The organism is Paenibacillus sophorae (assembly GCF_018966525.1).
Taxonomy (GTDB): Bacteria; Bacillota; Bacilli; order Paenibacillales; family Paenibacillaceae; genus Paenibacillus_AQ; species Paenibacillus_AQ sophorae.
This window is the reverse complement of sequence record NZ_CP076607.1, coordinates 1,735,494-1,756,712: the sequence shown is the minus strand read 5'-3', so window position 1 is coordinate 1,756,712 and position 21,219 is coordinate 1,735,494. Positions and strand designations below refer to the sequence as shown.

Annotated in this window: 20 protein-coding genes; 5 read left to right on the top strand and 15 right to left on the bottom strand. The window is 53.0% G+C overall.

Annotated features, from left to right (window positions below):
- Positions 1–19: 19 nt before the first annotated feature.
- Positions 20–1,912 carry a sensor histidine kinase gene (locus KP014_RS08200; protein WP_036589274.1) on the bottom strand — a complete coding sequence of 631 codons (1,893 nt, stop codon included), beginning with the start codon at positions 1,910–1,912 and terminating at the stop codon, positions 20–22.
- 253 nt (positions 1,913–2,165) lie between these two features.
- Between KP014_RS08200 and KP014_RS08195 the strand changes: the two genes are divergently transcribed.
- Positions 2,166–2,762, top strand: a complete 597-nt coding sequence (locus KP014_RS08195) for a hypothetical protein (protein WP_036589272.1) — start codon at positions 2,166–2,168, stop codon at positions 2,760–2,762.
- 68 nt (positions 2,763–2,830) lie between these two features.
- Here the strand turns inward: KP014_RS08195 and KP014_RS08190 are convergent, their stop codons facing one another.
- Positions 2,831–4,054 carry an MFS transporter gene (locus KP014_RS08190; protein WP_036589270.1) on the bottom strand — a complete coding sequence of 408 codons (1,224 nt, stop codon included), beginning with the start codon at positions 4,052–4,054 and terminating at the stop codon, positions 2,831–2,833.
- A 214-nt stretch (positions 4,055–4,268) separates the two neighbouring features.
- Here KP014_RS08190 and KP014_RS08185 point away from each other — a divergent pair, with 214 nt between their 5' ends.
- Entirely contained in the window at positions 4,269–4,898 is a 630-nt protein-coding gene (locus KP014_RS08185; RefSeq protein WP_051499403.1) for a peptidylprolyl isomerase, read from the top strand.
- Between the two features lie 250 nt (positions 4,899–5,148).
- Here the strand turns inward: KP014_RS08185 and KP014_RS08180 are convergent, their stop codons facing one another.
- The 6 genes from KP014_RS08180 to KP014_RS08155 all read right to left on the bottom strand — a co-directional run bounded on the left by KP014_RS08180 (position 5,149) and on the right by KP014_RS08155 (position 10,028).
- A complete protein-coding gene (locus KP014_RS08180) occupies positions 5,149–6,249 on the bottom strand; it encodes a Glu/Leu/Phe/Val family dehydrogenase (protein ID WP_036589268.1) in 1,101 nt (366 codons plus the stop codon).
- A 61-nt stretch (positions 6,250–6,310) separates the two neighbouring features.
- The gene (locus KP014_RS08175) at positions 6,311–6,640 is read right to left on the bottom strand and encodes a hypothetical protein (RefSeq protein ID WP_036589264.1); all 330 of its coding nucleotides are present in this window, start codon (positions 6,638–6,640) and stop codon (positions 6,311–6,313) included.
- A 30-nt stretch (positions 6,641–6,670) separates the two neighbouring features.
- The gene (locus tag KP014_RS08170) at positions 6,671–7,369 is read right to left on the bottom strand and encodes a pirin family protein (protein ID WP_036589262.1); all 699 of its coding nucleotides are present in this window, start codon (positions 7,367–7,369) and stop codon (positions 6,671–6,673) included.
- A gap of 236 nt (positions 7,370–7,605) precedes the next feature.
- Positions 7,606–8,253 (bottom strand): nitroreductase family protein, encoded by a 648-nt coding sequence (locus tag KP014_RS08165; protein ID WP_036589260.1) that lies wholly within the window; start codon positions 8,251–8,253, stop codon positions 7,606–7,608.
- Positions 8,254–8,442: 189 nt separating this feature from the next.
- Complete coding sequence (locus tag KP014_RS08160; RefSeq protein ID WP_036589258.1) at positions 8,443–8,877, bottom strand: RrF2 family transcriptional regulator; 435 nt, start codon at positions 8,875–8,877, stop codon at positions 8,443–8,445.
- 218 nt (positions 8,878–9,095) lie between these two features.
- A complete protein-coding gene (locus KP014_RS08155) occupies positions 9,096–10,028 on the bottom strand; it encodes a manganese-dependent inorganic pyrophosphatase (protein ID WP_036589256.1) in 933 nt (310 codons plus the stop codon).
- 203 nt (positions 10,029–10,231) lie between these two features.
- On the opposite strand from KP014_RS08155, the gene KP014_RS08150 reads away from it, so the two are divergent.
- Complete coding sequence (locus KP014_RS08150) at positions 10,232–10,756, top strand: hypothetical protein (RefSeq protein ID WP_036589253.1); 525 nt, start codon at positions 10,232–10,234, stop codon at positions 10,754–10,756.
- Positions 10,757–10,810: 54 nt separating this feature from the next.
- Here the strand turns inward: KP014_RS08150 and KP014_RS08145 are convergent, their stop codons facing one another.
- The 6 genes from KP014_RS08145 to KP014_RS08120 form a co-directional block, all read right to left on the bottom strand.
- The gene (locus KP014_RS08145; protein ID WP_036589280.1) at positions 10,811–11,512 is read right to left on the bottom strand and encodes a YjjG family noncanonical pyrimidine nucleotidase; all 702 of its coding nucleotides are present in this window, start codon (positions 11,510–11,512) and stop codon (positions 10,811–10,813) included.
- 278 nt (positions 11,513–11,790) lie between these two features.
- Positions 11,791–12,333: a mismatch-specific DNA-glycosylase gene (locus KP014_RS08140; protein WP_036589277.1), complete on the bottom strand. Its 543-nt coding sequence runs from the start codon at positions 12,331–12,333 to the stop codon at positions 11,791–11,793.
- A gap of 245 nt (positions 12,334–12,578) precedes the next feature.
- Positions 12,579–14,612: a DUF6449 domain-containing protein gene (locus KP014_RS08135; protein ID WP_036589250.1), complete on the bottom strand. Its 2,034-nt coding sequence runs from the start codon at positions 14,610–14,612 to the stop codon at positions 12,579–12,581.
- Complete coding sequence (locus tag KP014_RS08130; protein ID WP_036589248.1) at positions 14,587–15,489, bottom strand: ABC transporter ATP-binding protein; 903 nt, start codon at positions 15,487–15,489, stop codon at positions 14,587–14,589. Before KP014_RS08130 ends, KP014_RS08135 begins: the two co-directional genes overlap by 26 nt.
- The gene (locus KP014_RS08125) at positions 15,486–15,872 is read right to left on the bottom strand and encodes a GntR family transcriptional regulator (RefSeq protein WP_036589245.1); all 387 of its coding nucleotides are present in this window, start codon (positions 15,870–15,872) and stop codon (positions 15,486–15,488) included. The genes KP014_RS08130 and KP014_RS08125 overlap by 4 nt, the downstream gene beginning before the upstream one ends.
- Positions 15,873–16,070: 198 nt before the next feature.
- Positions 16,071–17,768 (bottom strand): MFS transporter, encoded by a 1,698-nt coding sequence (locus tag KP014_RS08120; protein ID WP_090834508.1) that lies wholly within the window; start codon positions 17,766–17,768, stop codon positions 16,071–16,073.
- A 159-nt stretch (positions 17,769–17,927) separates the two neighbouring features.
- Between KP014_RS08120 and KP014_RS08115 the strand changes: the two genes are divergently transcribed.
- A complete protein-coding gene (locus KP014_RS08115) occupies positions 17,928–18,560 on the top strand; it encodes a TetR/AcrR family transcriptional regulator (RefSeq protein WP_246590665.1) in 633 nt (210 codons plus the stop codon).
- A 140-nt stretch (positions 18,561–18,700) separates the two neighbouring features.
- On the opposite strand, the gene KP014_RS08110 is transcribed toward KP014_RS08115, so the two are convergent.
- A complete protein-coding gene (locus KP014_RS08110; RefSeq protein ID WP_051500699.1) occupies positions 18,701–19,873 on the bottom strand; it encodes a polysaccharide deacetylase family protein in 1,173 nt (390 codons plus the stop codon).
- A gap of 422 nt (positions 19,874–20,295) precedes the next feature.
- Here KP014_RS08110 and qoxA point away from each other — a divergent pair, with 422 nt between their 5' ends.
- Positions 20,296–21,207, top strand: a complete 912-nt coding sequence (gene qoxA / locus KP014_RS08105) for a cytochrome aa3 quinol oxidase subunit II (protein WP_036604984.1) — start codon at positions 20,296–20,298, stop codon at positions 21,205–21,207.
- Positions 21,208–21,219 lie beyond the last annotated feature (12 nt).

The window sequence follows — 21,219 nt, the reverse complement described above, 5'->3', positions numbered from 1 at the left end:
ATTTCTGAACAAGCGTTCCTCACGGTTTCACAGCAGGCAGTTTGACTCTTACTTCCGTCCCCTTTCCCTTGACGCTCTGAAACTCGATCGTGCCTTTCATCGCTTCAATGAGCCGGAAGGTTACCATCAATCCAAGTCCGGTGCCTTTCGTTTTATTGGAATAGTAAGGCTCCCCCAGCCGGGCGATCTCGCTGGCCGTCATGCCTTCCCCCGTATCCCGAACGCTGATAACGACGTAAGCGCCGTGTTTCCGGGCAGTAATGGTCACCAGCCCGTTGTCCTGGAGGGCTTCGATGCCGTTCTTGATAATATTGATCAGCGCCTGCTTGAACTTGGAAGAATTGAACTTGACGTACAGACCGGCTTCCAGGTGAATCTCGATCCGGCTTCCCTGAATTTGGGCCAGAGGAAGCAGAATGCCCGCGACATGCCTTAATTCTTCTCCAACATCCAGACATTCCACCTTATCCATCGCCGGCTTGGCAAATGTGAGGAAATCGTTAATAATATGCGAAGCCCGGTCCAGCTCCGAAATCGCCAGCTGCAAGTATTCCCTTTCCTTGCTATCCGGCGTTCCGCCGATAATTTGCAGAAAGCCTCTAGTAACCTGGAGCGGGTTGCGGACCTCATGCGCCACAGAGGCAGCCAGCTCGCTAATAATTTCCATTTTCTCGGAACGCTGAAGATCGTTGTTGAACTTTTCCAGCTCTTTGGAATATTCCACCACTTGTTCATGGTTCTTAGCGAATCTCCGCCCTACTATAACAATCAGAGAAACAAGAAAACCGACGATGCCCCATTTCCACCAGTACAGGTGGTACTTCTCGCCGGACATATAGTACAGGGACAGCTCACTGAGCGACGCGAGCGCAAACACGGCAAACCCGGTGGTGAAGATAATCGCCTCCACATTGCCGCGAAGGGAGTAACGGATCGCAAGCCCCAGCAGAAGCAGGAACTGAATGATCATAAGAATTCCCACGACATCAACTGTAAAAGTTCTATACAGACCGTCTAGGCGGTACGACAAGGCAATATTGAGTACGCTAAGTCCCACGCAGAACAGCGAATACCCCATTTGGAGCTTCCTCAGCCGGGTAACGGCTTTAAACTGGCCCGAACCAAATAACTTCTCGAAAAAGTAGGTGAATACCGGCAGGAGTGTGAACAGCGCCGCATCGAAAAACAGCTCCAACCACCTGTATTTATTCTCCATTACAATTGCAAGATAGGGAGAATAGTAGATCATCAGCACTCCGGACGACAGCATGATCAGCATGAGCAAAATCCCGTTGACAAACAGCTCTCTTTTCAAAAATACCGAGCACACGCCCAGGACGAAGGCCATAAAAATGAGCGACCCGCCGATCATGAGATCCAGCAGATCTTCCCTTAAGTAAACGTTCAGCAGCTTACCGTAGCTGCCAACCCTGCTCCCTCCTTCCAGGCCAAGGCTGCTGTCGGTCCCTCCGCTGTAGATGTACAATTCTTTGCCGACTTGCGGCGCTGTTAGCGGAATCAGAAGCTTGCCCCCGCCTCGGCTTCCACTGCCGTTCGAATCGTATACCAGCGTATCGTCCACATAAGCCCTGATATCACTTCCATAAACTTTATTTAACAGCACTGCCGAATTGCTGCCGAGCGTGGGCAAAGAAGCGCGGAGCCATACAGCCTTCATATCTCCCGGCACCTCAGGCAGATCGTCCGAAGGCGAAACGTCAATCCACCCTATTTCCGTGCGAGGAGGATGCTCTCCGTCTCCTTCCGCTGCGTTCACCCATTTTAGCTGCCACCCCCGAAGCTCTTCGCCCTCTTGTTTCCCCCGCTCCATCGTAATTCCAACCTCAATCATGGAGGCCAACAGCAGTATGATAAATACTACAGCCGCTATTTTGTGTAGTGGCAATTTCATTGTGGCACCTCAACTATCTAAAATAGGTATTTCGCACGCTATAATTTTCGACATTTTTCGATTTGTTCCTTTATGCTGCTCCAAAATAACAACAGCGCGATTCGGCAGGCATAGATTTATGTATTTCACGAAAGAATACACTGCAGGGCTTGCGCGGAATCCGCTTCAAGGATTCGTTTTGCTTTAGAAGGGTATACAATTAATATAGACCCTTTTAGACGTCATTCGCCCCATCCAAAAGGAGATGAGTACTATGGCCAATTTCAATAAGACGGAAGCCGATTTTACGTATGAACGTTATGCCAAAATGGGCGGTGTCTCTCCAGAACAGGATATTCCGGCGGACGACATCCGGCTTGTGGGAACAGAAACCACGCAAAGCGTGAGCGAAGAGGCATCAGGCAGCGTTCGCGTTCCTATCGAGTCTCCTTTTACCAGCCACGATCCGGTCAGCGCCGCTTCCATCGCTGAGGGAATCGTATATTCTGACTTCAATGAAACATTGGCCCGTGATCCGAAGCTGGCAGCGGATGTCGGGTTGAACGCTCCCGAACTGAGCCAGGACGGTACGCCCGATAGGGAGGACCGCATTCTTGGAGGGCCTGCTCCACACCGGGATGAGCTGCTGCGTTCCGATGCTTCCCTGGCCGCCGGCGTCGCTGGGCTGATTCAAGGCGTTATCGACTACGCCAATGACGAATGGACTCTAGAGGACGAAATCGATCCACTGGAGGATATTCCGGACGCCGATGATATTCAGGCTGGCAGTCCGGTCGATCCGGCATCCCCTTCACTTGATGTGATGCCGGGCACGGATGTGCTGAACGGCTCAACGGGTGAAGACGAATAAAGAAGATGAAAGCGCCGCCAGGCGACCTGCGTCCGACGGCGCCTTAACGTCGCTGCCGCCCGTTCTCCTTACAAGGAAGAAGGAGTCTCCCCCACCCTGGGTGCGCTAACATGGGCCTCAAGCCGGCGTCTCTTCACAAGCAGCGCCGCAGTCAACAGGATCAGCCCGTTAATTACGAACACCACTGGAATGGGAAGGAAGGCTCCAAGCAGGCCGCCAAGGATAGGTCCGGCCATGGTCGCCAGTTGGGAGACCGATTGGTTGAGGCCGAAAGCGCGTCCCCTAAAGCCCGGCTCCGTTACCTGTACGACCATTGCGTTAATGGAAGGAAGAACACCGGCGTAGAATAGTCCATAGACAAACCGGAGCAGCGCGAACTGAACATAACCTGAAACAAAGAACTGCAGGATATTGCCGATTCCGCCGCCCAGAAGTCCGATAAACAGGATGAATCCGTAGCCTTTACGTTCGCCTATTTTTCCCCACCTGGGAGCCATCAGCACTGTAGCTATGCCTACCGCTGAAAAGACGATCCCCGAAGTTAGCGACGCACTATTCTTCGCAATCCCCATATCCAGCATGTAAATGGGGATTAGCGGCTCCAGAATCATTACGGAAAAGCTGCTGATTCCTGTCAGCGCCATTAGGGAAACGAAGGCGCTGTTATTCCTTGCTTCCCTGATATCATCGCGTACCCTCGATCTCGCAGCCGACCGGTCATAGATCTGCTCTTTCACAAAAAAGGTGGCAATTACCGCTGACACCAGCACGATCGCCGCTGAGAACAGAAAGGCGCTGCGGTTCCCGTAATAATAGCTGATTACCCCGCCGATGAGCGGACCGATGATGCTCCCGGCAGCACCCGAGGTGGACATAATGCCAAGCGCATACCCTGTCTTCTCCTCCGGCGTATTCGTCGCCACCAAAGCGATAGAGGCCGGCACGAACCCGGCCAGAAGTCCTTGAAGGACCCGTACAACAAGAAATACATATGGATCATGGACAAAATAATTAATCAAATAGAGCGCGGCAAGGCTAAAGCCAGAACGAATAAGCATCGGCTTGCGTCCGTATTTGTCTGACAGGGACCCCCAGAAAGGAGAAATCAGCGCGCTGGCCAGAAACGAGATGCCGAATGCGATGCCGGACCATATCTCCAGATGGCTGTCCACCCCCAGATCATCGCTCAGAAAAATGGACATGAACGGAATCGAGAGCGAATACGAGGTGCTGCAAAAAAACACGCCTATCCAAAGCACGATCAGATTCCGCCTCCATGAAAAGTTCCCCATGCGGTACATCCTTTCAATAATCTGCGAAGCATCCTATTATTGTAAACCTCTTTTCGGCTTGTGCCAATCCTGATTGTTCCGGCGAATTTTGCAAAGTATTCCAGCCCGGGGTATGATGGCATATGACGCACGGATTAATGAAGAAAAGGAGAGACGGTAAGTGAAAGTTGTACGCAACCATTCTTTCGCCGTATGGGCGGTTCTGGGCCTTCTGATGCTGGCCTTGGTTTCCGGCTGCGGCAGTAAGCCGGGCAGCGCGAACCCCGGCGCATCCCAGGCCGCGGGGTCGCAGCCGCCGGCAAACGGCACGCCTTCCGAGAATGCCAGCCACCCGCGGGTTACCATCGAAATGGAGGACGGCGGCATCATCAAGGCCGAGCTGTATCCCGAGGTCGCGCCTAATACGGTGAACAATTACATTTCATTAATTCAAAAGGGGTTCTATAACGGTACGATTTTTCACCGTGTTATTCCCGGGTTTATGATTCAGGGAGGGGACCCCGAGGGGACCGGCATGGGAGGACCAGGATACAGCATTTCCGGAGAATTCTCCGAGAACGGCTTCCCTAACTCGCTCCTGCACACAAGAGGCGTATTGTCGATGGCCCGGACCAATGATCCCGATTCGGCGGGATCGCAATTTTTCATTATGACAGATGCCGCGCCGAGTCTGGACGGAAAGTATGCGGCCTTCGGCAAAGTCACCGAAGGGCTTAAAGCCGTCGACGCGATCGTCAATCTCCCGAGAGGCGCCAATGACCGACCTAAAAGTCCGCCTGTAATCAAGAAAGTGTCGGTGGACACCTTGGGTGTCTCCTATCCTGAGCCTGTCAAAGTCCAGTAACGAAAGAAGAAACGGCTCCCCCGTCCTTTTAGGCGCAGGAGCCGTTTCTCGTATTAACTCTATTTGCTGCTTCGTCTAACTTCGGTAAAATCCACCCTCAGAACGCTGTGAATGAGTCATTACTTTCCCCCCAAACGAAAAGCGGCAGCCCCAGACGTAAAAACAAGTCATGAACTGCCGCCGCTTTTATGGAACGAAATTTATCTTCATTAATGAAATACTGGCGATTATGCCCGGTCAGGAAAATCCGTTATGGCCGTCTTCTGCTCAGGTTATGGTGGCCGTCGCGAAGAAAGGTGCTGCGGCTGTTCTTCAGCAGGGCGATCCGTTCCTCTGCCAGATGGTCGGCGGCCGTGTGGGTCGGAATGCCCTTCACACGTGAAATTTCAAGGACCCGGGTGATGCTGTCGTAAATCTTCGACACCTGCTTCAGAGCCCGTTCCTTGTTATAGCCGTTCAACTCGTCGGCAATATTGATAACGCCGCCCGCGTTGATCACATAATCGGGTGCGTAGACGATGCCCTTCTCATGCAGCGCATCGCCATGGCGGGGCTCCTTCAGCTGATTGTTGGCCGCTCCCGCAATCACCTTGGCCTTGATCTGCGGCAGCGTCTGGTCGTTAATGGTCGCACCGAGCGCGCATGGCGCGTAGATATCGCAGGCCACTCCGACGATATCGGTCGGATCGACCGCATTGGCGCCGTAAGCGTCCACGGCCCGCCTAACCGCCTCTTTATTAATGTCGGTGACGATAAGCCGGGCGCCTTCCTCCTGAAGATACCCGCATAACGCAAAGGCGACATTTCCGACGCCCTGAACGGCGATCGTCTTGCCTGCCAGCGAATCCGTGCCGAACGCCTCTCTCGCTGCCGCCTTCATCCCCCGGTATACGCCGAAAGCCGTAACCGGCGAAGGATTCCCCGAAGAGCCGTAAGATTTGGAAATCCCTGTAACATAGTCAGTCTCCTGATGGATGATGTCCATATCATCTTCGGTTGTTCCGACATCCTCGGCCGTAATATAGCGGCCGTTCAGCCCCTGTATGTATCTGCCGAAGGCGCGGAACATCGCTTCGTTCTTGTCTTTTTTCGGATCGCCGATGATTACGGTCTTGCCCCCGCCCAGATTGAGTCCGGACACGGCATTCTTATAAGTCATGCCTTTTGCCAGACGAAGCGCATCGACGATGGCCTCCTCTTCGGAAGCATAGGTCCACATGCGGGTACCGCCCAGGGCAGGCCCAAGCGTTGTGTCGTGAATCGCAATGATGGCCTTCAGGCCGGATGCTTTGTCCTGGCAAAATACCAATTGCTCGTAATCGTCCCGTTCAAGTGCCGAAAATAATTCCATGTTCTCCATTTCTCCTGTCCGTTGTGTGGTGATTCTAAAACCTGAATGTCAATTTGGTTCTTCACTCCCAGTATTGATCGGGACGGTACTCGATTTCCGACTGGGCGGTTACGACCAGACAACCGGAAGCTTCGTCGTATTCAACCGGGTTATCTGCAACGTAATACCAGTGCTTGACAACAGGTCCGCCCTCCGGCTCCTCGAACCGGAACACATTCAGCTCCGCCTTGAGTGCCAAGACCTCGCTTCCCTTGTCCGCCGGAACGCCGCAGATGGTAAGCCGCGTCAGCCCGCCATCCCGGCCTATGGCATATGTTAATCCATCCGTGCTGCTCAGCAGCGTACGCCCGCTCACGGCATGCTTGACCAATACTCTTTCCCTCTGATTCATCTCAAGGACCTCCTCATTTACGCAGCACAGTTATGGCAGATCGATCAGCAGCACAAAGGCGGGTTCGGATGCCGCAAGCTGAACCATGCTCTCTTCTTCAATCCGCGCCGAATCCCCTGAACGTAGCTTACTGCCGCCGACAGAAAGACTTCCTTCAATAATATATATAAAAATACGGCGCCCCGGCTTCTGATCGAACAGAAGGTCCTGCCCGCCGCGCAGCCGCCCCAGATAAATCGTCATATCCTGTCCGATATCGACGATCTCGTCAGACCCTTCGGCGGACACTACCGGCAGCAAAGCTCCATCAAGCTTCTCCGGCAAGTATTTTCCCGCCTTGTACGAAGGCTGTAAGCCGCGTACCGCCGGCATGAACCAGAGCTGAAGCAGCCGCACCGGCTCATCCTTCGATGGATTATGCTCGGTATGGATGACTCCGGTGCCGGCTGACATCCGCTGGATGCCGCCAAAAGAGCTTTCCGCGACATTCCCCAGATTATCTTCATGACGAAGCCTGCCGGAGAGTATGATGGAGACGATCTCCATATCGCTGTGCGGATGGGCCCCAAAGCCTCTTCCCGGAGCGATGATATCGTCATTGCATACACGCATAGGACCAAAAGCGGTATTGTCCGGATCATAATATTCGCCGAACGAAAAAATATGGCTTCCCTCCAGCCAACCGTGGTCAAAGCGGTGGGCCGATTCGGCCGTGTACACCTTTATCATTACTTTCCCCTCCTGTATAAGCGTTTTCGTCGGTTTACGTTTCCAAAAACGGCTCGCTGCCGCCTCTACCCAAGATTGTAGCAGAAAGCGGTGCTTCTCTCCAAGCGCGGAGAACAGGTTCATGAACGTGGAGAACAGGCGCATGAACGCAGCGAACCCCCGCCGGGCTCGGCGGGGGTTCGTATTAACCGATGCCTTCAGGAAGAAAGGATCGGGAATTGTTAATAATATTAGGCTTAGCCCTTGAATTCGTTGTAAGAAGCAACATCTTGCAGCGGCAGGCGCGAGGTCTGGCGGCCCGGGATCGCGGCATGGCCTACGGCAATCAGCATGACAGTTGCATAGCGCTGCGGAATCCGGAACATTTCACGGAATTTCTCGGCATTATAGCCGCCCATCGCAACCGTATCATAGCCTTTCGCCTTAGCGGCGAGCATCAGCTGCATGGACACCAGACCGCCGTCCACCAGCGCAATCTCCTTCTGCTTCTCCCGGCTCAATGCGGAGTAGTTGTTCCAACTGTTCTCCACCATCATATCCCGCACTTCCGGCGTCGCATGACCTGCTTCTACTGCCGAGTCCCAAATCTTGTTCACGTTACGGTAGGCCTCCAGGTCACCGAGTACGGCAATAATGGCGGACGATTCCACAACTTGCTGCTGGTTGTACGCAATCGGCAGCAGTTGTTCCTTAAGTGCCTGATCCGTAATGACGATAAAACGCCAAGGCTGAAGATTGGAAGAAGAAGGCGCCAGAATCGCATCGTTTAACAGGTCATTGATTTCTTCGTTGGACATTTTCCGGGAAGAATCATACTTTCTTACCGAATGGCGTTCGCGTAAGACTTGGCTGAAAGCCGGGTTATTATTAACTTGTGTTTCCATAGCAGGTTAACCTCCCGAAAAAATATTTCCGCCGGCCGGGCCGCACGGTGGATGTTCCTATCCCTTATCTTTGTCTGTGTAGATAACAGCACAGTTAAAACCAAAAAAAAAAGATTCACCTTGCATCAATTCGCCGCGCATATAACTGTTGTTTAATAAGCACAGTATAAAACAATAAAAAACGATCTGTCAATATCCCGCTTTTCGAACGACGTCGGCAACCGTATATTTCATCAGCACCTCGGTGACACTGCGGTCAACCTCTTCCAGAATGCCGCAGAACGCCGTCTTCATCTGCGTGCCGAAATCATTCACGCACATCGTGCCGCTGACCGCCTGATGACGGGCTTCCCCTACCTCCAGCGCGCGGTACACCTCGGCCAGCGTCAGCTGATCGGGCGCCTTGTTCAGCATATACCCGCCGTCCCGCCCTTCACGGGTGACCAGGATGGACTCCTTCGCCAGCTTTGCGAGAATGCGGCGCAGCAGCGTCGGCTCGGATGACATCAGCTTGGCAATCTCGCAGCTGGGACAGGTCCCCCCGTCCTTGGCAATCACCACCAGCGCCTGAAGAGCCAGGCCGAACGATTTGTACTGCAGGGTGCCTATATTGCGTTTAGCCATGAAATTCGCCTCCTGACCTTAAAGTTCTTACTTAAGTCTCCTTAATTAAGTCTCTTAATTGTAGCAATGGACAAACCAACAGGCAATGGATTTTCGCAGCACCTGCATGAGCCCCTACAGCAAAAAGGGAATCCCGCGCCTGTTACGGCCTCCGGAACTCCCCCGTTAAGCAGCCCCGTAAAGCGGCGGCTTGGCAACTACAAATCAGTTGTCAAAATTTACAGCTTGGCTATCGTCTCGGTAAGCACCGGCACGATTTGCGACTTGCGGGAAACAACGCCTTTAAGCAGAGCCTTGTTGTCGTCCAGCTTCACGTTATAAGCCTGTTCTACGGCGCCTGCCGCGCTGCCCAGAGCGACGCCAACGGAATCGCTGTTCAGGATGTCCGTCACGACGAACAGGAACAGATCGAGTCCCTTCTCGTCGATAATGCTTTGCAGGGCAGCCTCAAGCTCGGCTTGGCGGGACAGTACGTCATTCGTATCCACCGCGTTGACCTGGGCGATGATCACTTTCTTGCCGCCCATGCTGAATTCCTTCGCATCCAGATTAAGCAGCGTATCGATGCTCTTGTCGCTGAGGTCCGCTCCGGCTTTCAGCATGCTCAGGCCGTAGCTGTCCGTGTCCACACCGGCGATTTCCGAAAGCTCTTTGGCTGCGGCTACGTCCTCTTCCGTGCAGGTCGGGGATTTGAACAGCAGGGAGTCGGACACGATAGCGGACAGCATAAGTCCCGCAACAGGCTTCGAAATCTCCACTCCGTTCTCCTTGTACAGCTTCTTCAAGATCGTTGCGGTGCAGCCTACCGGCTCGGCGCGGTAATACAGCGGATGTGCCGTTTCAAAGTTGGCGATCCGGTGATGGTCGATAACTTCAACAACGCGCACCTGGTCGATGTCGCTGGCGCTTTGCTGGCGCTCGTTGTGATCAACGAGTATAACTTGCTTCGCTTCGCCCGCTACATTCTCCACAAGACGCGGAACTTCTGCGCCGAAATGGTCCAGCGCATATTGTGTTTCAGAGCCGATTGCGCCAAGGCGGACGGCTTCAACGTCCCAACCCAGCTCTTTTTTGAGCGCGGCGTAGGCGATGGCGGAACAAATCGTATCGGTGTCGGGGTTTTTGTGCCCAAAGATCAATGTTTTTTCCATTTCCAAGCTCCTTACTTTGGTTTTTGTTCAATATAATATACCACACATTGATAGAAAGCCGCTAGAAGCGGGAGCGGGAGTCCAGGATTACATATTATGATATTTTTCACTTTCCAGGGAGCAAATCTTCAGGTAGAATCCCATTGAATTCCATATTTTTCTAAGTAATCAATTCATCGGATTTATGGAGGTGTTCATGAAAGATGAGAAAAAGCTTCCTGCCGCTTTGCGTTCTTATTCTAATGGTTGCACTGGCAACCGCTTGTTCCAAAGTGAACCCGCCGCAGCCTTCACCTGAGCAGCAGAAGGAATGGATACGAAAAGACTTTATTACTGAGAAGGTAACCTATTATACCCGCCAAAACTTCAGATTTGTGGAGAAGCTGGCCGTCTCCAGCCAAAAAGACGGGTACAGCGTCGTTCTTACCTTTATTCCAGAGGTCGGGTCGGCGCCGGTTAAGCAGGATATTTACCGTTCCATGGCCGCTTATGCCTTCGGCATCAACTCTTTTTTTCCGGAGATCAAGGGCTATGAATTTAACGTTCTATGGGATGAACGGACCAAACAAAAGGCCATCCATGCCGTCATCGACGAAGCCGGAGTCAACAGTCTATCCAACCGCTATCATGAATTAATGATCGACAAGAACGGAGGCTTTGAACCCTCGTACCGGTCTCTTTTCTCGGAAGCGACGGAGTCGGAAGCAGCCAAGAAATGGGCCGATTGAACAACGTTTCTTGCAATTGCCTTCCTGCCTGCCGCTAACCGGGGCCGGTTCCCGCTACTCGACTCCTACAATGTTCAGCAGTTCGGACAGTGCCTTGATTTCGTAGGTCGGAATGATCCCAGGGTCTCCGGATTTCCCGCGCGGGTTGAACCAGCAGGTGTCGATGCCATACGAAATGCCGCCCTGGATGTCCGATGTCAGAGTATCGCCGACGATCAGCACACCCGGCTTGTCTTCAGCTGTGAGTCCAAGTTTGGCAAACGCGTGATCAAAAATACCCGGCTCCGGCTTCTGGCTTCCGACTTCCTCTGAAATGATGATATGCACGAACGCATTCCGCAGCGGGGAGTCCTGGATGCGCGAATACTGAACATCTTTAATGCCGTTCGTTATCACCGCAAGACGACAGCCGGATAATTCTCTGCATGTTTCAGCCGCCCCCTCAATCAGGAAGGTTCCGGTTCCCGCTCCCAGATGGAACAGGTATGCCGCGCTGAAAGACTCGGGGTCCAGCTCAAGTTCATGTGCGGCAAACAGCCGGGTAAATCGTTCCACGCGCAGCGCGGAGGAGGAGATTAGCCCGAGCTCCAGATCCCTCCACAGTCCCTTATTGATTTCTTTGTATGTAGATGCGCAGTCTTCGAAGCCTGCCGGCATGCCAAACTGTTTAAAAGCTTCCCTCAGCGCATAGCTTTCCGACTGATCGTAATCGAACAGCGTGTCATCAGCGTCGAACAGAATGACATCATATTTCACTTGTAGCATTACCTCCCGATTATAATTCGATCCCGAAATCCTGATTGTATAGTTCTAATGTTCAACTTCTCCCCTTCTCATTCCTGCCGTGCTGCAAATCATACCCAAGAACCTTTTTTGAACATTTGAAACAGCCTGAGCCCCTGCGAATACAGGACTCAGGCTGCTAATCATTTGCTTTTTAATTGCTGTCGCTTGACAGGGGTCACTTCACTTTAACATGACCTGTTTTTTCATCGAACTTATATCCTTAAAATTAAGAATGCTTGGGGCGGATGTTAACCCGGGAAATCGGATTCCGGGTCCGGCCGTTCCCGGGTGGCCTCATTCAGCCTGCGGTAAATCCCGATGATTTCATCCATCGCCATCCGCACCAGCCCGCTTGACGACGGTGCGACAAATTCGCGCACCCCGTCCACAACCGGGTCCATACCCTCCTGAAAGCCCCAGTTGGCCTTCGTCCTGCGGCTGAATTCCGTGTACACGCCCTTGCCGACGAAACAGGCGATTTGCGGCCGGTACTCCGCTAGCTTGGCGCGCAGCAGCTCGCGTCCTTCCCCGTACTCCTCCCGGGTAATATCCTCGGCGCCCCGAGTGGGACGAGCGACGATATTGGTGAAGCCATAGCCCAGCTTCAGCAGGTCGCCATCCTCGGAAGCGTCGTACAGTCGCGGCGTAAGTCCGCTGCGGTACAGTATTCTCCAGAAATTATTGCGCGGATTCGCATAATGATGGCCGACTTCTCCCGACCGCAGGCTCGGGTTAAAGCCGATAAATACAATTTGCAACCCGTAGTCCATGTGATCCTCCACCGGGTTCATATCTTGTTCACCTCTTTTGTTTAACAGGTTGTCCGGCATCCCGTACAAGGCTCTAAATCATCGCCGTCCCTCGAGCACACGGGTTAGCGGACATGCCGGATCGCCTGTTTTCCGCTTGCCTCAAAAAGAAACGGGTGCGCCATCTCCAAGAGTAGGGCATCCGTTTCTTCTGGCACTTTCTTTTATTTTATAGCGATGATTGTTCCTGTCCAGTATGACCTTCGGGGTGAAGCGTCAAACGCTTTTTAGGGCAGCAGCGCTTTTAGTTCAGGAGTCAGATCCGCTGCGTCCAGCCGGTAATAGTCGCCGTTTCCGTTCTTGTATTTCAGGAATACGACGTACGTTCCGTCATCCGGCGCATAACCCCGCCGTATCTCCAAAATATCGTTAATGCGCGCCTTGTCTTTAATAATGACAGAGCGGCCCTGCTCCTGTGCAAACTTAAGATGCGCGGCCGGGTCGTACGTATGGCCGTCTGGAAGAATTTCGTCCCTACTCTGCTTAGCCAGCTCGGCAGACAGCACATCGTCCGCCTTGATTTTAATCCGGTCCGCATAGCCTTTTCGCTCCAGCCACGCCCCCAATTCATGGTAAGACGGTTTCCAGTCATAGTTCATAAATGAATAAGAGCGGCCTATCGACTCTTCCGGGATGATATTGATATTGGCCAGCGACACCGTGTCGTCCGTCTGGTCTTTAAAGGACAGGTTCAGGATTTCCTTCTTCAACAGCGCCTTGAACTCATTGATCTCAGTTGGATCTGAAATGATAGCCTCCCTGATAATGGAGTGCAATTGAATACTGGCGAGCGGCTTGTCAAGCTGCGGGAGGACGTATTCGGCCCGTTTGAATCCTTCAGATTCCATGACGGCTTTCAGTTCAGGCTCGAAACCGGCCAGCGGTATAAGATATTGTCTGGTCATCGTACGTCCGTTGTTCAGTTTATAGGCAAAGGTATAGAGACGCGTTCTCTGCGAATATTTATACCGGCTCTCCCCCTCGCCCGGCCGAACCTGCACAAGCGCTTCATGCAGCTTTCGGACGGCTGATGCGTAAGCCGGTTCCGAAGTGAAAGGGTCCACTCCCCCGAAGGGACTGGCGAATGTATCGGAACCGAGGGAACTTACGGCTGCGTTTTGCGGATTCACATAACCCCAGTAGTAATTGTCCCCAGCGTATACCCCTGTAATCTTGTCCGCATCAGGGACTCTCGCCTCATAGCCGGTGACGGGCGATACGGGAAGGTACAGCAGAAGCCCGAGAACCAACGCGTACCCCGCAAACCGGGCGGGCAGCTTCCGGTTCAGGATATACCACGATTTACGGATCACCATTTCCGATATGGCGTAACCGATGACGGCTCCAAGAGCATAGCCCGCCAAGGCCCATCCTGTCTGCCCAGAGCGCATACCCGCGAAATACGTGCCGGAGATCAGCATGGCGCACAGCATGAAGCCACCTTTAAATAGCGGATTGAAGTACGTAAAGGCCAACGCCTGGCCGGCCGTTTCCGTCTGCCGCTTGCGGTACAGCAGATAGGACAGCAGAATGAACAGGACGGTCAGAGCCGCGTATATGCCCAGTTCGCTCCAAGTGAAAGGCGAGCCGTTCACGTTCACCATATGAAGAATGGGCGACCAATTGTCTATATGTCTAAAGCCGCTCTGGTCCGGAAAACCGTATAGGTAAGCGCGCAAATGGGACAGCGCCAATTGGGACAGCACTGCGGGCAGCAGCAGCAGAATGTATAAGATAATACCGTGCAGCACAGTCAGACCAATGCAAATCCCGACAAATGCGGTTACAGCGAACAGGAACAGCGTCAAAATACTGACTGCCGCGCCCCAGGCCCATACATCCGCTCCGCTGTATAGGAACCTGTTCCCGTCCCAGGTCCGCACCAGTCCGGCAGCAAGCGCTGTAAGCCATACCGGAACTAGCAAAAGAACAAAGCCGCTGAACAATTGGGTCGTCAGTAAATGTCTGCGGCGCAGCGGAAGGCTGTGCATCGCGTCCGCCGCCCCCTTATGCTGAAGATAGCGGAACAGCAGCAATCCAGCCGCCACGGGCATCGTGAGCGTGAATACCATGGTCAGGTCGCCGCTGGCCCTGAACAGGTTATCCACCGGCTGCGGCGGCGTGTCGGGATTCCCGCCCAAAAACATTTGCAGCGGCAGCCCGAACAGCAGTCCGAGAAAGTAGATGATGGCAATCCAGCAGTGCTGTCTGAGATTTTGCCGGATCATTCCGGAGTTAAAGAAGAATCGGCGCGATGTCATAGCCTGCCCCCTCCATTTCATAAATAAAGATTTCCTCCAGGGTCAGCGGCAGCAGATCCAGCACATACGGGTCGTATATGCGAAAATACTCCTCGATCCGTTTGCGATCTCCTTTGACAATATAAAGGAAGACGCTGCCTCTTTGTTCACGGTGAAGTACTGGCAGTTTGGCCGTCAGCGCGTGCTCATGACGTTCGTCCCGGAAAGCGACCTGCACTTTATGCGTGTCGGATTTCAGCTCGTCAAGCTCCTTGTCGATCAGCAGGGCTCCGCCGTGCATAATGCCGACATGGTCACAGAGGTCTTCGATCTCCCGCAAATTATGCGAGGAAATAACAACGGTAAGGCCGCGTTCGGCAATCTCCTGGAACAGCACATTTTTAATCAGCCGCCGCATCACCGGATCAAGCCCGTCAAGCGGTTCGTCCATAATGAGCACATCCGGCATACAGCTGAGCGCCAGCCAAAAAGCGGCCTGCTGCCGCATTCCTTTGGACAGGCGGTTCAGCTTGCGCTTTGGATCCAGCGGAAACAGCTCGCCCAGTTCCTTGAAGCGCTCCTCGCTCCAGCCCGGATAGACGGATTTATAGAAATCGGCCATCTGCACGATAGTAGCCTGCGGGAAGAAATAAGGAAAATCCGGCATAAATACGATTCGTCCCTTGATACCCGGGTTCTCGAACACCGGTTTGCCGTCTATCCGAACCTCCCCCGACTCCGGCTCATATATCCCCGCAATCGTCTTAAGCAGCGTTGTCTTGCCCGCTCCATTCGAGCCGAGCAGCCCGAATATATTCCCTTTATGTATCGTTAAAGAAATTCCGTCGACCGCCTTCCGGTCCTGAAAAACCTTGCTGACCTCCCGTATCTCGATCATGTCTGATCCCCCTCTCCTTTTTTCTCCAAAGCCTGCTTGAACAGCTCGCCAATTTCCGTTCCCGTAAAACCGAGATACACGGCTTCCACCATCAGCCGCAGCAGCTCCTCGCGCACTTCCGCCCTTTTGACCGCATTTGTTCCCTGCTGCGCCGGGGAGACGAAGCTGCCTTTTCCCGCCCGGGAATAGATATAGCCTTCCCGTTCCAGCTCCCGGTAAGCCTTCTGAATCGTATTGGGATTCACGGTAAGCTGCGCCGACAAAGTCCGCACAGAAGGCAGCTGCTCATCCGGCCGCAAAATACTGTACAAAATCATCTCTTTGATCTTATCCGTCAGCTGTTCGTAAATCGGCTTGCGGCTGCGAACATCCAGTTCAAACACATGCGATTCCCCCTTCCCCGCTCCCGGGCTTATGACTTTCCTGGCAGACTAGGTGTGTCAACTGTATTATTATTAATAATACAGTTATCCAGAATTGTCAATACACTCCATCCAAAGTGAACAAGCCGTTCCCGCTGGAGATTTCTCCATCTCCACGGGAACGGCAACTGTAACAGATGCGAAGGGAATTCCGCTAATTTAGAGAATCGTTCCTTTCTCCGCAGCCGGAATATCTCTTCCGCTGCGCCGAGGGGACCGGTCGCTGATCAGGGCAAAGGCGACGCCGGGTAGCAGCAGAAGGCCGGCGAGCGCAAAGGTGCGGCTGAATCCCTTCACAGCCGCCTCCTTCATCTCGCCGCTGATCTGGCCAACGATCACTTCCGTCTCGCGCATCTGGGCGGGCGCCGAGTGCTCAAGCGCTCCGCGCTGCGCAGGAGCAAGCTTGGAAGCGGCGGCCCGAAGCGGCGAGCCGACCGCTGCCGCAACGCTTTCCGGCGAAGGAAGCGATGCCGTGCCGCCCGCGCCCCCGGAACCGGGGCTTTGCAGCGACGCCGTCAAGGCTTCCTTGACGGGCGGCAGCAGCTGCCCGTCGTCCCGAATCATCTGTACGGCGCTGCTGCGGGCCGCTACGATCTTATCATCGAGATTCTGCTGGAGCGCGGTGACGATAATGGCCACGCCGAGCACGCTTCCAAGCGCCTTGGTCATATTGATGACCCCCGAGGAAATGCCGATCTTCTCCTCGGGCACATTGCGCACCGCCGATGACATGACCGGAGCCATTGTAAGGCCGACGCCGATGCCGGCCGATGCCAGACGCAGCAGAATGCCGCTCACCGGCGAGGACGAGGACAGTCCTCCGAGAGAATAAGTGGCGCCCGCCATCACGATAATTCCCGCCACTGCAAACCACCGGCTTCCGTACTTCCCGGACAGCGGCCCGGAAATCGCTGAGGTCAATGTCGCGCCGACGGCCATCATCGACAGAATCAAACCCGCCTTCAAATCCGTCATGCCCATGATGCGCGTCAGAAAAAAGGAGGTCAGCAGCGAGATATTCATCAGCCCCGCACCGACAATCAACAGGGTCAGAGCCGCTCCGTTGAAGGCTTTGATCTTCATCAGTTCCAGCGGAAGCATCGGTTCCGCTCCTTTGCGCTCCGCATGCAGAAAGAGAAGCAGAAAGAGCAGACCGGCTGCGAAGAGCAGCAGAATGGCGGAAGAAGTCCATCCCCAATCTTCGACCCGGATCAGGCCGTAAACGAGGCAGAACATGCTCCCGGTGATAAACAGCGTGCCCGCAAAGTCCACTCTCCGCCCGGCGGAGGCATCCTTCGATTCTCCGATGAACATTAGCGTCAGAATCACGCTCAGCACGCCGAGCGGCACATTGACAAAAAAGATCCACTGCCAGTTCAGCTTCTCCATCAGCACTCCCCCGAGCGCCGGCCCACTGGCCGCAGCCAGGCCCGAGACAGCTCCCCATATCCCGATAATCGCGCCGTGCATCTCCTTCGGAAACGTCGAGGTCGTCAGCGGAATCGTGACCGGCACGATGATCGCACCTGCCAGGCCCTGTATGATCCGCAGTACGATCAATGCCCCGAGACTCGGCGCAAATCCGGCGAGCAGCGACGAGACGGTGAACAAAGCGATGCCGATGAGAAACACCTTTCTGCGCCCGAATTGGTCCGCAAGCCGGGAAGCCGTCAAAATAAAGACGGCAAAGGCCAAATTATAACCGTTCATTACCCACGAAATTCCCGAGACGCTTCCCCCGAAATGCTTTGTCATTTCCGGCAGGGCGATGTTGACGATCGTCGTATCCAGCAGCGCCATAAAAAATCCCAGAACAATGGCCGTAAACGCAAACACCCTCTTCATTTTTTCGTTCATCCGCAAATCCCTCCCCCTAAAAAATATGAACTTTAGTTCGCATTCAAGATTATATGAACTTCAGTTCATGTTTGTCAACGAGAAACTGAACCAAAGTTCAACTTTGGTTTGACACCCTATTCCGGCTTCCTTAAAATCTTAATTAAGGAGGGTTTGCGCGTGAACGAAACTGAAGAACAAATAGCGGACAAAACAAGAAAACCCCGGCAGGACCGGAGCATCAAGACCAAGGATGCGATTGTTCAAGCGGCAGCCAAGCTCTTTTCCGAAAAAGGCTACCACCGGACGAACACCAAACAGATCGCCGCAGCCGCGGGCGTCTCCACCGGCAGCTTTTATTCTTATTTCACGGATAAGCGTGACGTGTTTCTTGATGTGCTCAAAATTCACAGTGAAGCGATGCAGGCCCATGTTGACGCCACGGTAGCGCAGCTGAACGCCAAGGAGTTGGACAAACGCTTGATCATCTCGCATATGATCGAGAGCCTCATCCAATCCCATACTCCATACATCAGCTTTCATCGGGAGCTCTCCCTTTTGCTGCTCTCTGATGAGGTCGTCAAAGAGGTCATGGAAAGCCAATACGACGTAGGCCGGCGCAAGACGCTGGAGTTTCTGAAGCTAAGCAGCGATGAGCTGCGCGTTGGAAACCTCGAGGCCGCCGCCGTTGTTGTCTTCGAGTCGGTCAGCAGCGTCGTGGACCGCATCGTCTTCTACGGTGAAAGAGTTTCGGCCGATCACCTCAAGACGGAGCTCGTCGACATGCTGGTCCACTATCTATTCGGTGAATAAGAGCAGCTTATACTTCTTATTTTTCAAAAAAAGAGCGTCCCGAGGAACCCCAAACGGTTCCTTGAGACGCTTTTTTTAACGCGTGAACTTCTGGTTTACCGGCAGCGGATTCCCCTGTAACCAGGAGGGCCGCATACGAATCACCGCGTATCATGCCAGAAGTTCAGCGGCTTAAGATCGGACGTTATGATTTCGTATCGATAGCCTTTCTTGTGGAGATAATCCAAAATACGGGGCAGCACCTGGAGCGTCGCTTTCTGGTCATGCATCAGAATGACGGGATTCACGCCGCACTTGTCCAGTTTGTTTACCTGGCTGACCACATTGTTATAGATCGAATCGCTGGCGCTCTTATATTTCCAGTCCAAGGAATCGACGTTCCAGTCCCAAAGGCGGTATCCGCTGCCAAGCACTTTATCTCTAAAAGCTTTCGTAAAATACGGCTTGCTGCCATACGGTGGGCGGATCAGCTTGGTGGACCGTCCGGAGACCGCTTCAAGATCCGCGTTGTCCTGGTTCATTTCCTTCAGAGCCGCCGCGGGAGATGCGTAAAATTTACTCTTCATATGGGTTATACCATGCAGGCCAAGGCCTTGCTCCGATTTGACCATGCGCTTCACCTGGCTAGGGTAGCGCTTGATGTTCGGTCCCAGCATGAAAAAAGTCGCCTTCGCGCCGTGCTTATCCAGTATATCCAGCAGTTGTCCGGTCGTCGCCGACGGCCCGTCGTCGAAGGTCAAATAGACGATTTTCCCGGATGCGCCCGTCTTGGGCGGATTCGGGGCCGGCTTGGAAGATTCAGGCGCAGCCGGGGACGGGCTTGGCGCTGGCTGGGGCGGCCCCTCCGGTTTAAGCTTATCCTTGAACTTCTCGGTAAATGCGCCGTCATCCAGCGTCTGACTGCCGTCCGTAATCCGCAGCAAATACTGATCGGGCTTATAGGACACGGAATAACCGAACTGCATCGCGATTTTCAGAGGAATCATCAGCTTACCGCCGTGAGTAAAGGTAGTCAGACTCATTTCCGTCCCGTCTCCCGCGATGCCTTTGCCCTCTTTCAAAATCCGGAGGCTTCCTCTGTCACCCGAAAGCATCAAATCCTCCAGCGTCCCCCCAAGGCTCAGCTTCAATTCATCCGCAAACTCACGCACCGGCACATAAAAGGTATATTCCACGGACACGGCGCGGATATTCGTAACGCTGTCATTAATCCCAAGTTTCATTTCGCCGCTTTCCTCGGCATGCACAGCCGGTACTGCGCCTAAAGCAAGGAAGCATACAATAACGCATAGCAGTATTTTTTTGATTGACAAGGCCGAAGTCTCCTATCTATTTAGCTTCTATCTCTCTCAACTTATAAGATAGCATAAATAGATAGGGCCGACTTTGAGAGAATGTTACCGGCAGGCAAAAAAGTTGTTACTTGCCGCCTAAAATAGCTGTACATCACGCGATTATATTTGTGACAAACTTAGCAACAATAGTGAAATTATGAACAAAGTTTGAACGTTATAGAATATCCCGAAAACCGCGTAGTGACAGTGATTTATATCACATCTTACGTCTTTTTGTAACAGTTTTTACACAGAAAATTAAATAAATCGCCATTATATAGGATTTATATGGATATAGATCTATATTGTGTATTTTGCATTCCCTTTAAGGAATTTTTAATATAGATAGAGGTTAATGTATTCCGGTTAATGAAATCAGTATTAAAGGAAAGGAGTTCATCATGAACAAAAAAGGGCCGTTATACGCAATATTTTTCAGCCTTTTCCTGCTGCTGCCCGGATGCGGTTCGCTTACCGTTCTGAATCCGCAGGGTCCGGCGGCTAAAACGCTGTCCGACACGATCATCCTGTCCATTCTGGTGATGCTCGGCGTCCTGGCCGTGGTCTACATTCTCTACATTATCATGTTGGTGAAGTACCGCGCAAAAAAAAGCAACGAAGGGTATATTCCTCCGCATGAAGAAGGAAATAAATGGCTGGAAGCAACCTGGATCGCTATTCCGATCATCATTGTCGCCTTCCTGTCGGTAGTAACTGTAAAGACTACGAACGCGGTGGAGAATGTTCCAGCAGACTACAAGGATCAGAAGCCGCTGGTCATTTACGCATCATCCTCCAACTGGAAATGGCATTTCAGCTATCCGGAGGAAGGCATTGAAACGGTAAACTACGTGAACTTCCCCGTGAATCGTCCGGTTGAGTTCAGATTGTACTCTTTCGGACCGATCTCCAGCTTCTGGATTCCACAGCTCGCCGGACAAAAGTACGCGATGAGCGATATGACCACTTATCTGAATCTCGTTGCGGAGACTCAGGGCGATTTTCTCGGAAGAAATACGAACTTCAGCGGCAAAGGCTATGCTCAAATGGAGTTCACGGCAACATCGATGAGCAGCGACGACTATGACAAATGGGTAAAAGACGTCAAGAGTAGCGCTTCTCAGCTTACTGAAGACAAGTTCAAATCGCTGCTGGCTACGGCCCATGTAGGACGCGAAACGTTCTCGTCTACACATCTGACCTTCAGCCCTCCTCCGGGAGAACACAGCGAGCATATGGATATGGATCATAGCAATATGGATCACAGCAGTATGGAAATGAGTAATGATGAACATTCGCACCAGAGCAACTAATTCCAGACTTAC

Coding starts and splice junctions, on each gene's coding strand:
- KP014_RS08170 (WP_036589262.1), bottom strand. CDS start 7,369: ATGATAAAGGTGTACACGGCCGAATCGGCCCACCGCTTTGACCACGGT.
- KP014_RS08195 (WP_036589272.1), top strand. CDS start 2,166: ATGGCCAATTTCAATAAGACGGAAGCCGATTTTACGTATGAACGTTAT.
- KP014_RS08140 (WP_036589277.1), bottom strand. CDS start 12,333: ATGAACCCGGTGGAGGATCACATGGACTACGGGTTGCAAATTGTATTT.
- KP014_RS08130 (WP_036589248.1), bottom strand. CDS start 15,489: ATGATCGAGATACGGGAGGTCAGCAAGGTTTTTCAGGACCGGAAGGCG.
- KP014_RS08200 (WP_036589274.1), bottom strand. CDS start 1,912: ATGAAATTGCCACTACACAAAATAGCGGCTGTAGTATTTATCATACTG.
- KP014_RS08150 (WP_036589253.1), top strand. CDS start 10,232: ATGAGAAAAAGCTTCCTGCCGCTTTGCGTTCTTATTCTAATGGTTGCA.
- KP014_RS08135 (WP_036589250.1), bottom strand. CDS start 14,612: ATGACATCGCGCCGATTCTTCTTTAACTCCGGAATGATCCGGCAAAAT.
- qoxA (WP_036604984.1), top strand. CDS start 20,296: ATGAACAAAAAAGGGCCGTTATACGCAATATTTTTCAGCCTTTTCCTG.
- KP014_RS08190 (WP_036589270.1), bottom strand. CDS start 4,054: ATGGGGAACTTTTCATGGAGGCGGAATCTGATCGTGCTTTGGATAGGC.
- KP014_RS08160 (WP_036589258.1), bottom strand. CDS start 8,877: ATGGCTAAACGCAATATAGGCACCCTGCAGTACAAATCGTTCGGCCTG.
- KP014_RS08180 (WP_036589268.1), bottom strand. CDS start 6,249: ATGGAATTATTTTCGGCACTTGAACGGGACGATTACGAGCAATTGGTA.
- KP014_RS08120 (WP_090834508.1), bottom strand. CDS start 17,768: ATGAACGAAAAAATGAAGAGGGTGTTTGCGTTTACGGCCATTGTTCTG.
- KP014_RS08155 (WP_036589256.1), bottom strand. CDS start 10,028: ATGGAAAAAACATTGATCTTTGGGCACAAAAACCCCGACACCGATACG.
- KP014_RS08165 (WP_036589260.1), bottom strand. CDS start 8,253: ATGGAAACACAAGTTAATAATAACCCGGCTTTCAGCCAAGTCTTACGC.
- KP014_RS08185 (WP_051499403.1), top strand. CDS start 4,269: ATGCTGGCCTTGGTTTCCGGCTGCGGCAGTAAGCCGGGCAGCGCGAAC.
- KP014_RS08175 (WP_036589264.1), bottom strand. CDS start 6,640: ATGAATCAGAGGGAAAGAGTATTGGTCAAGCATGCCGTGAGCGGGCGT.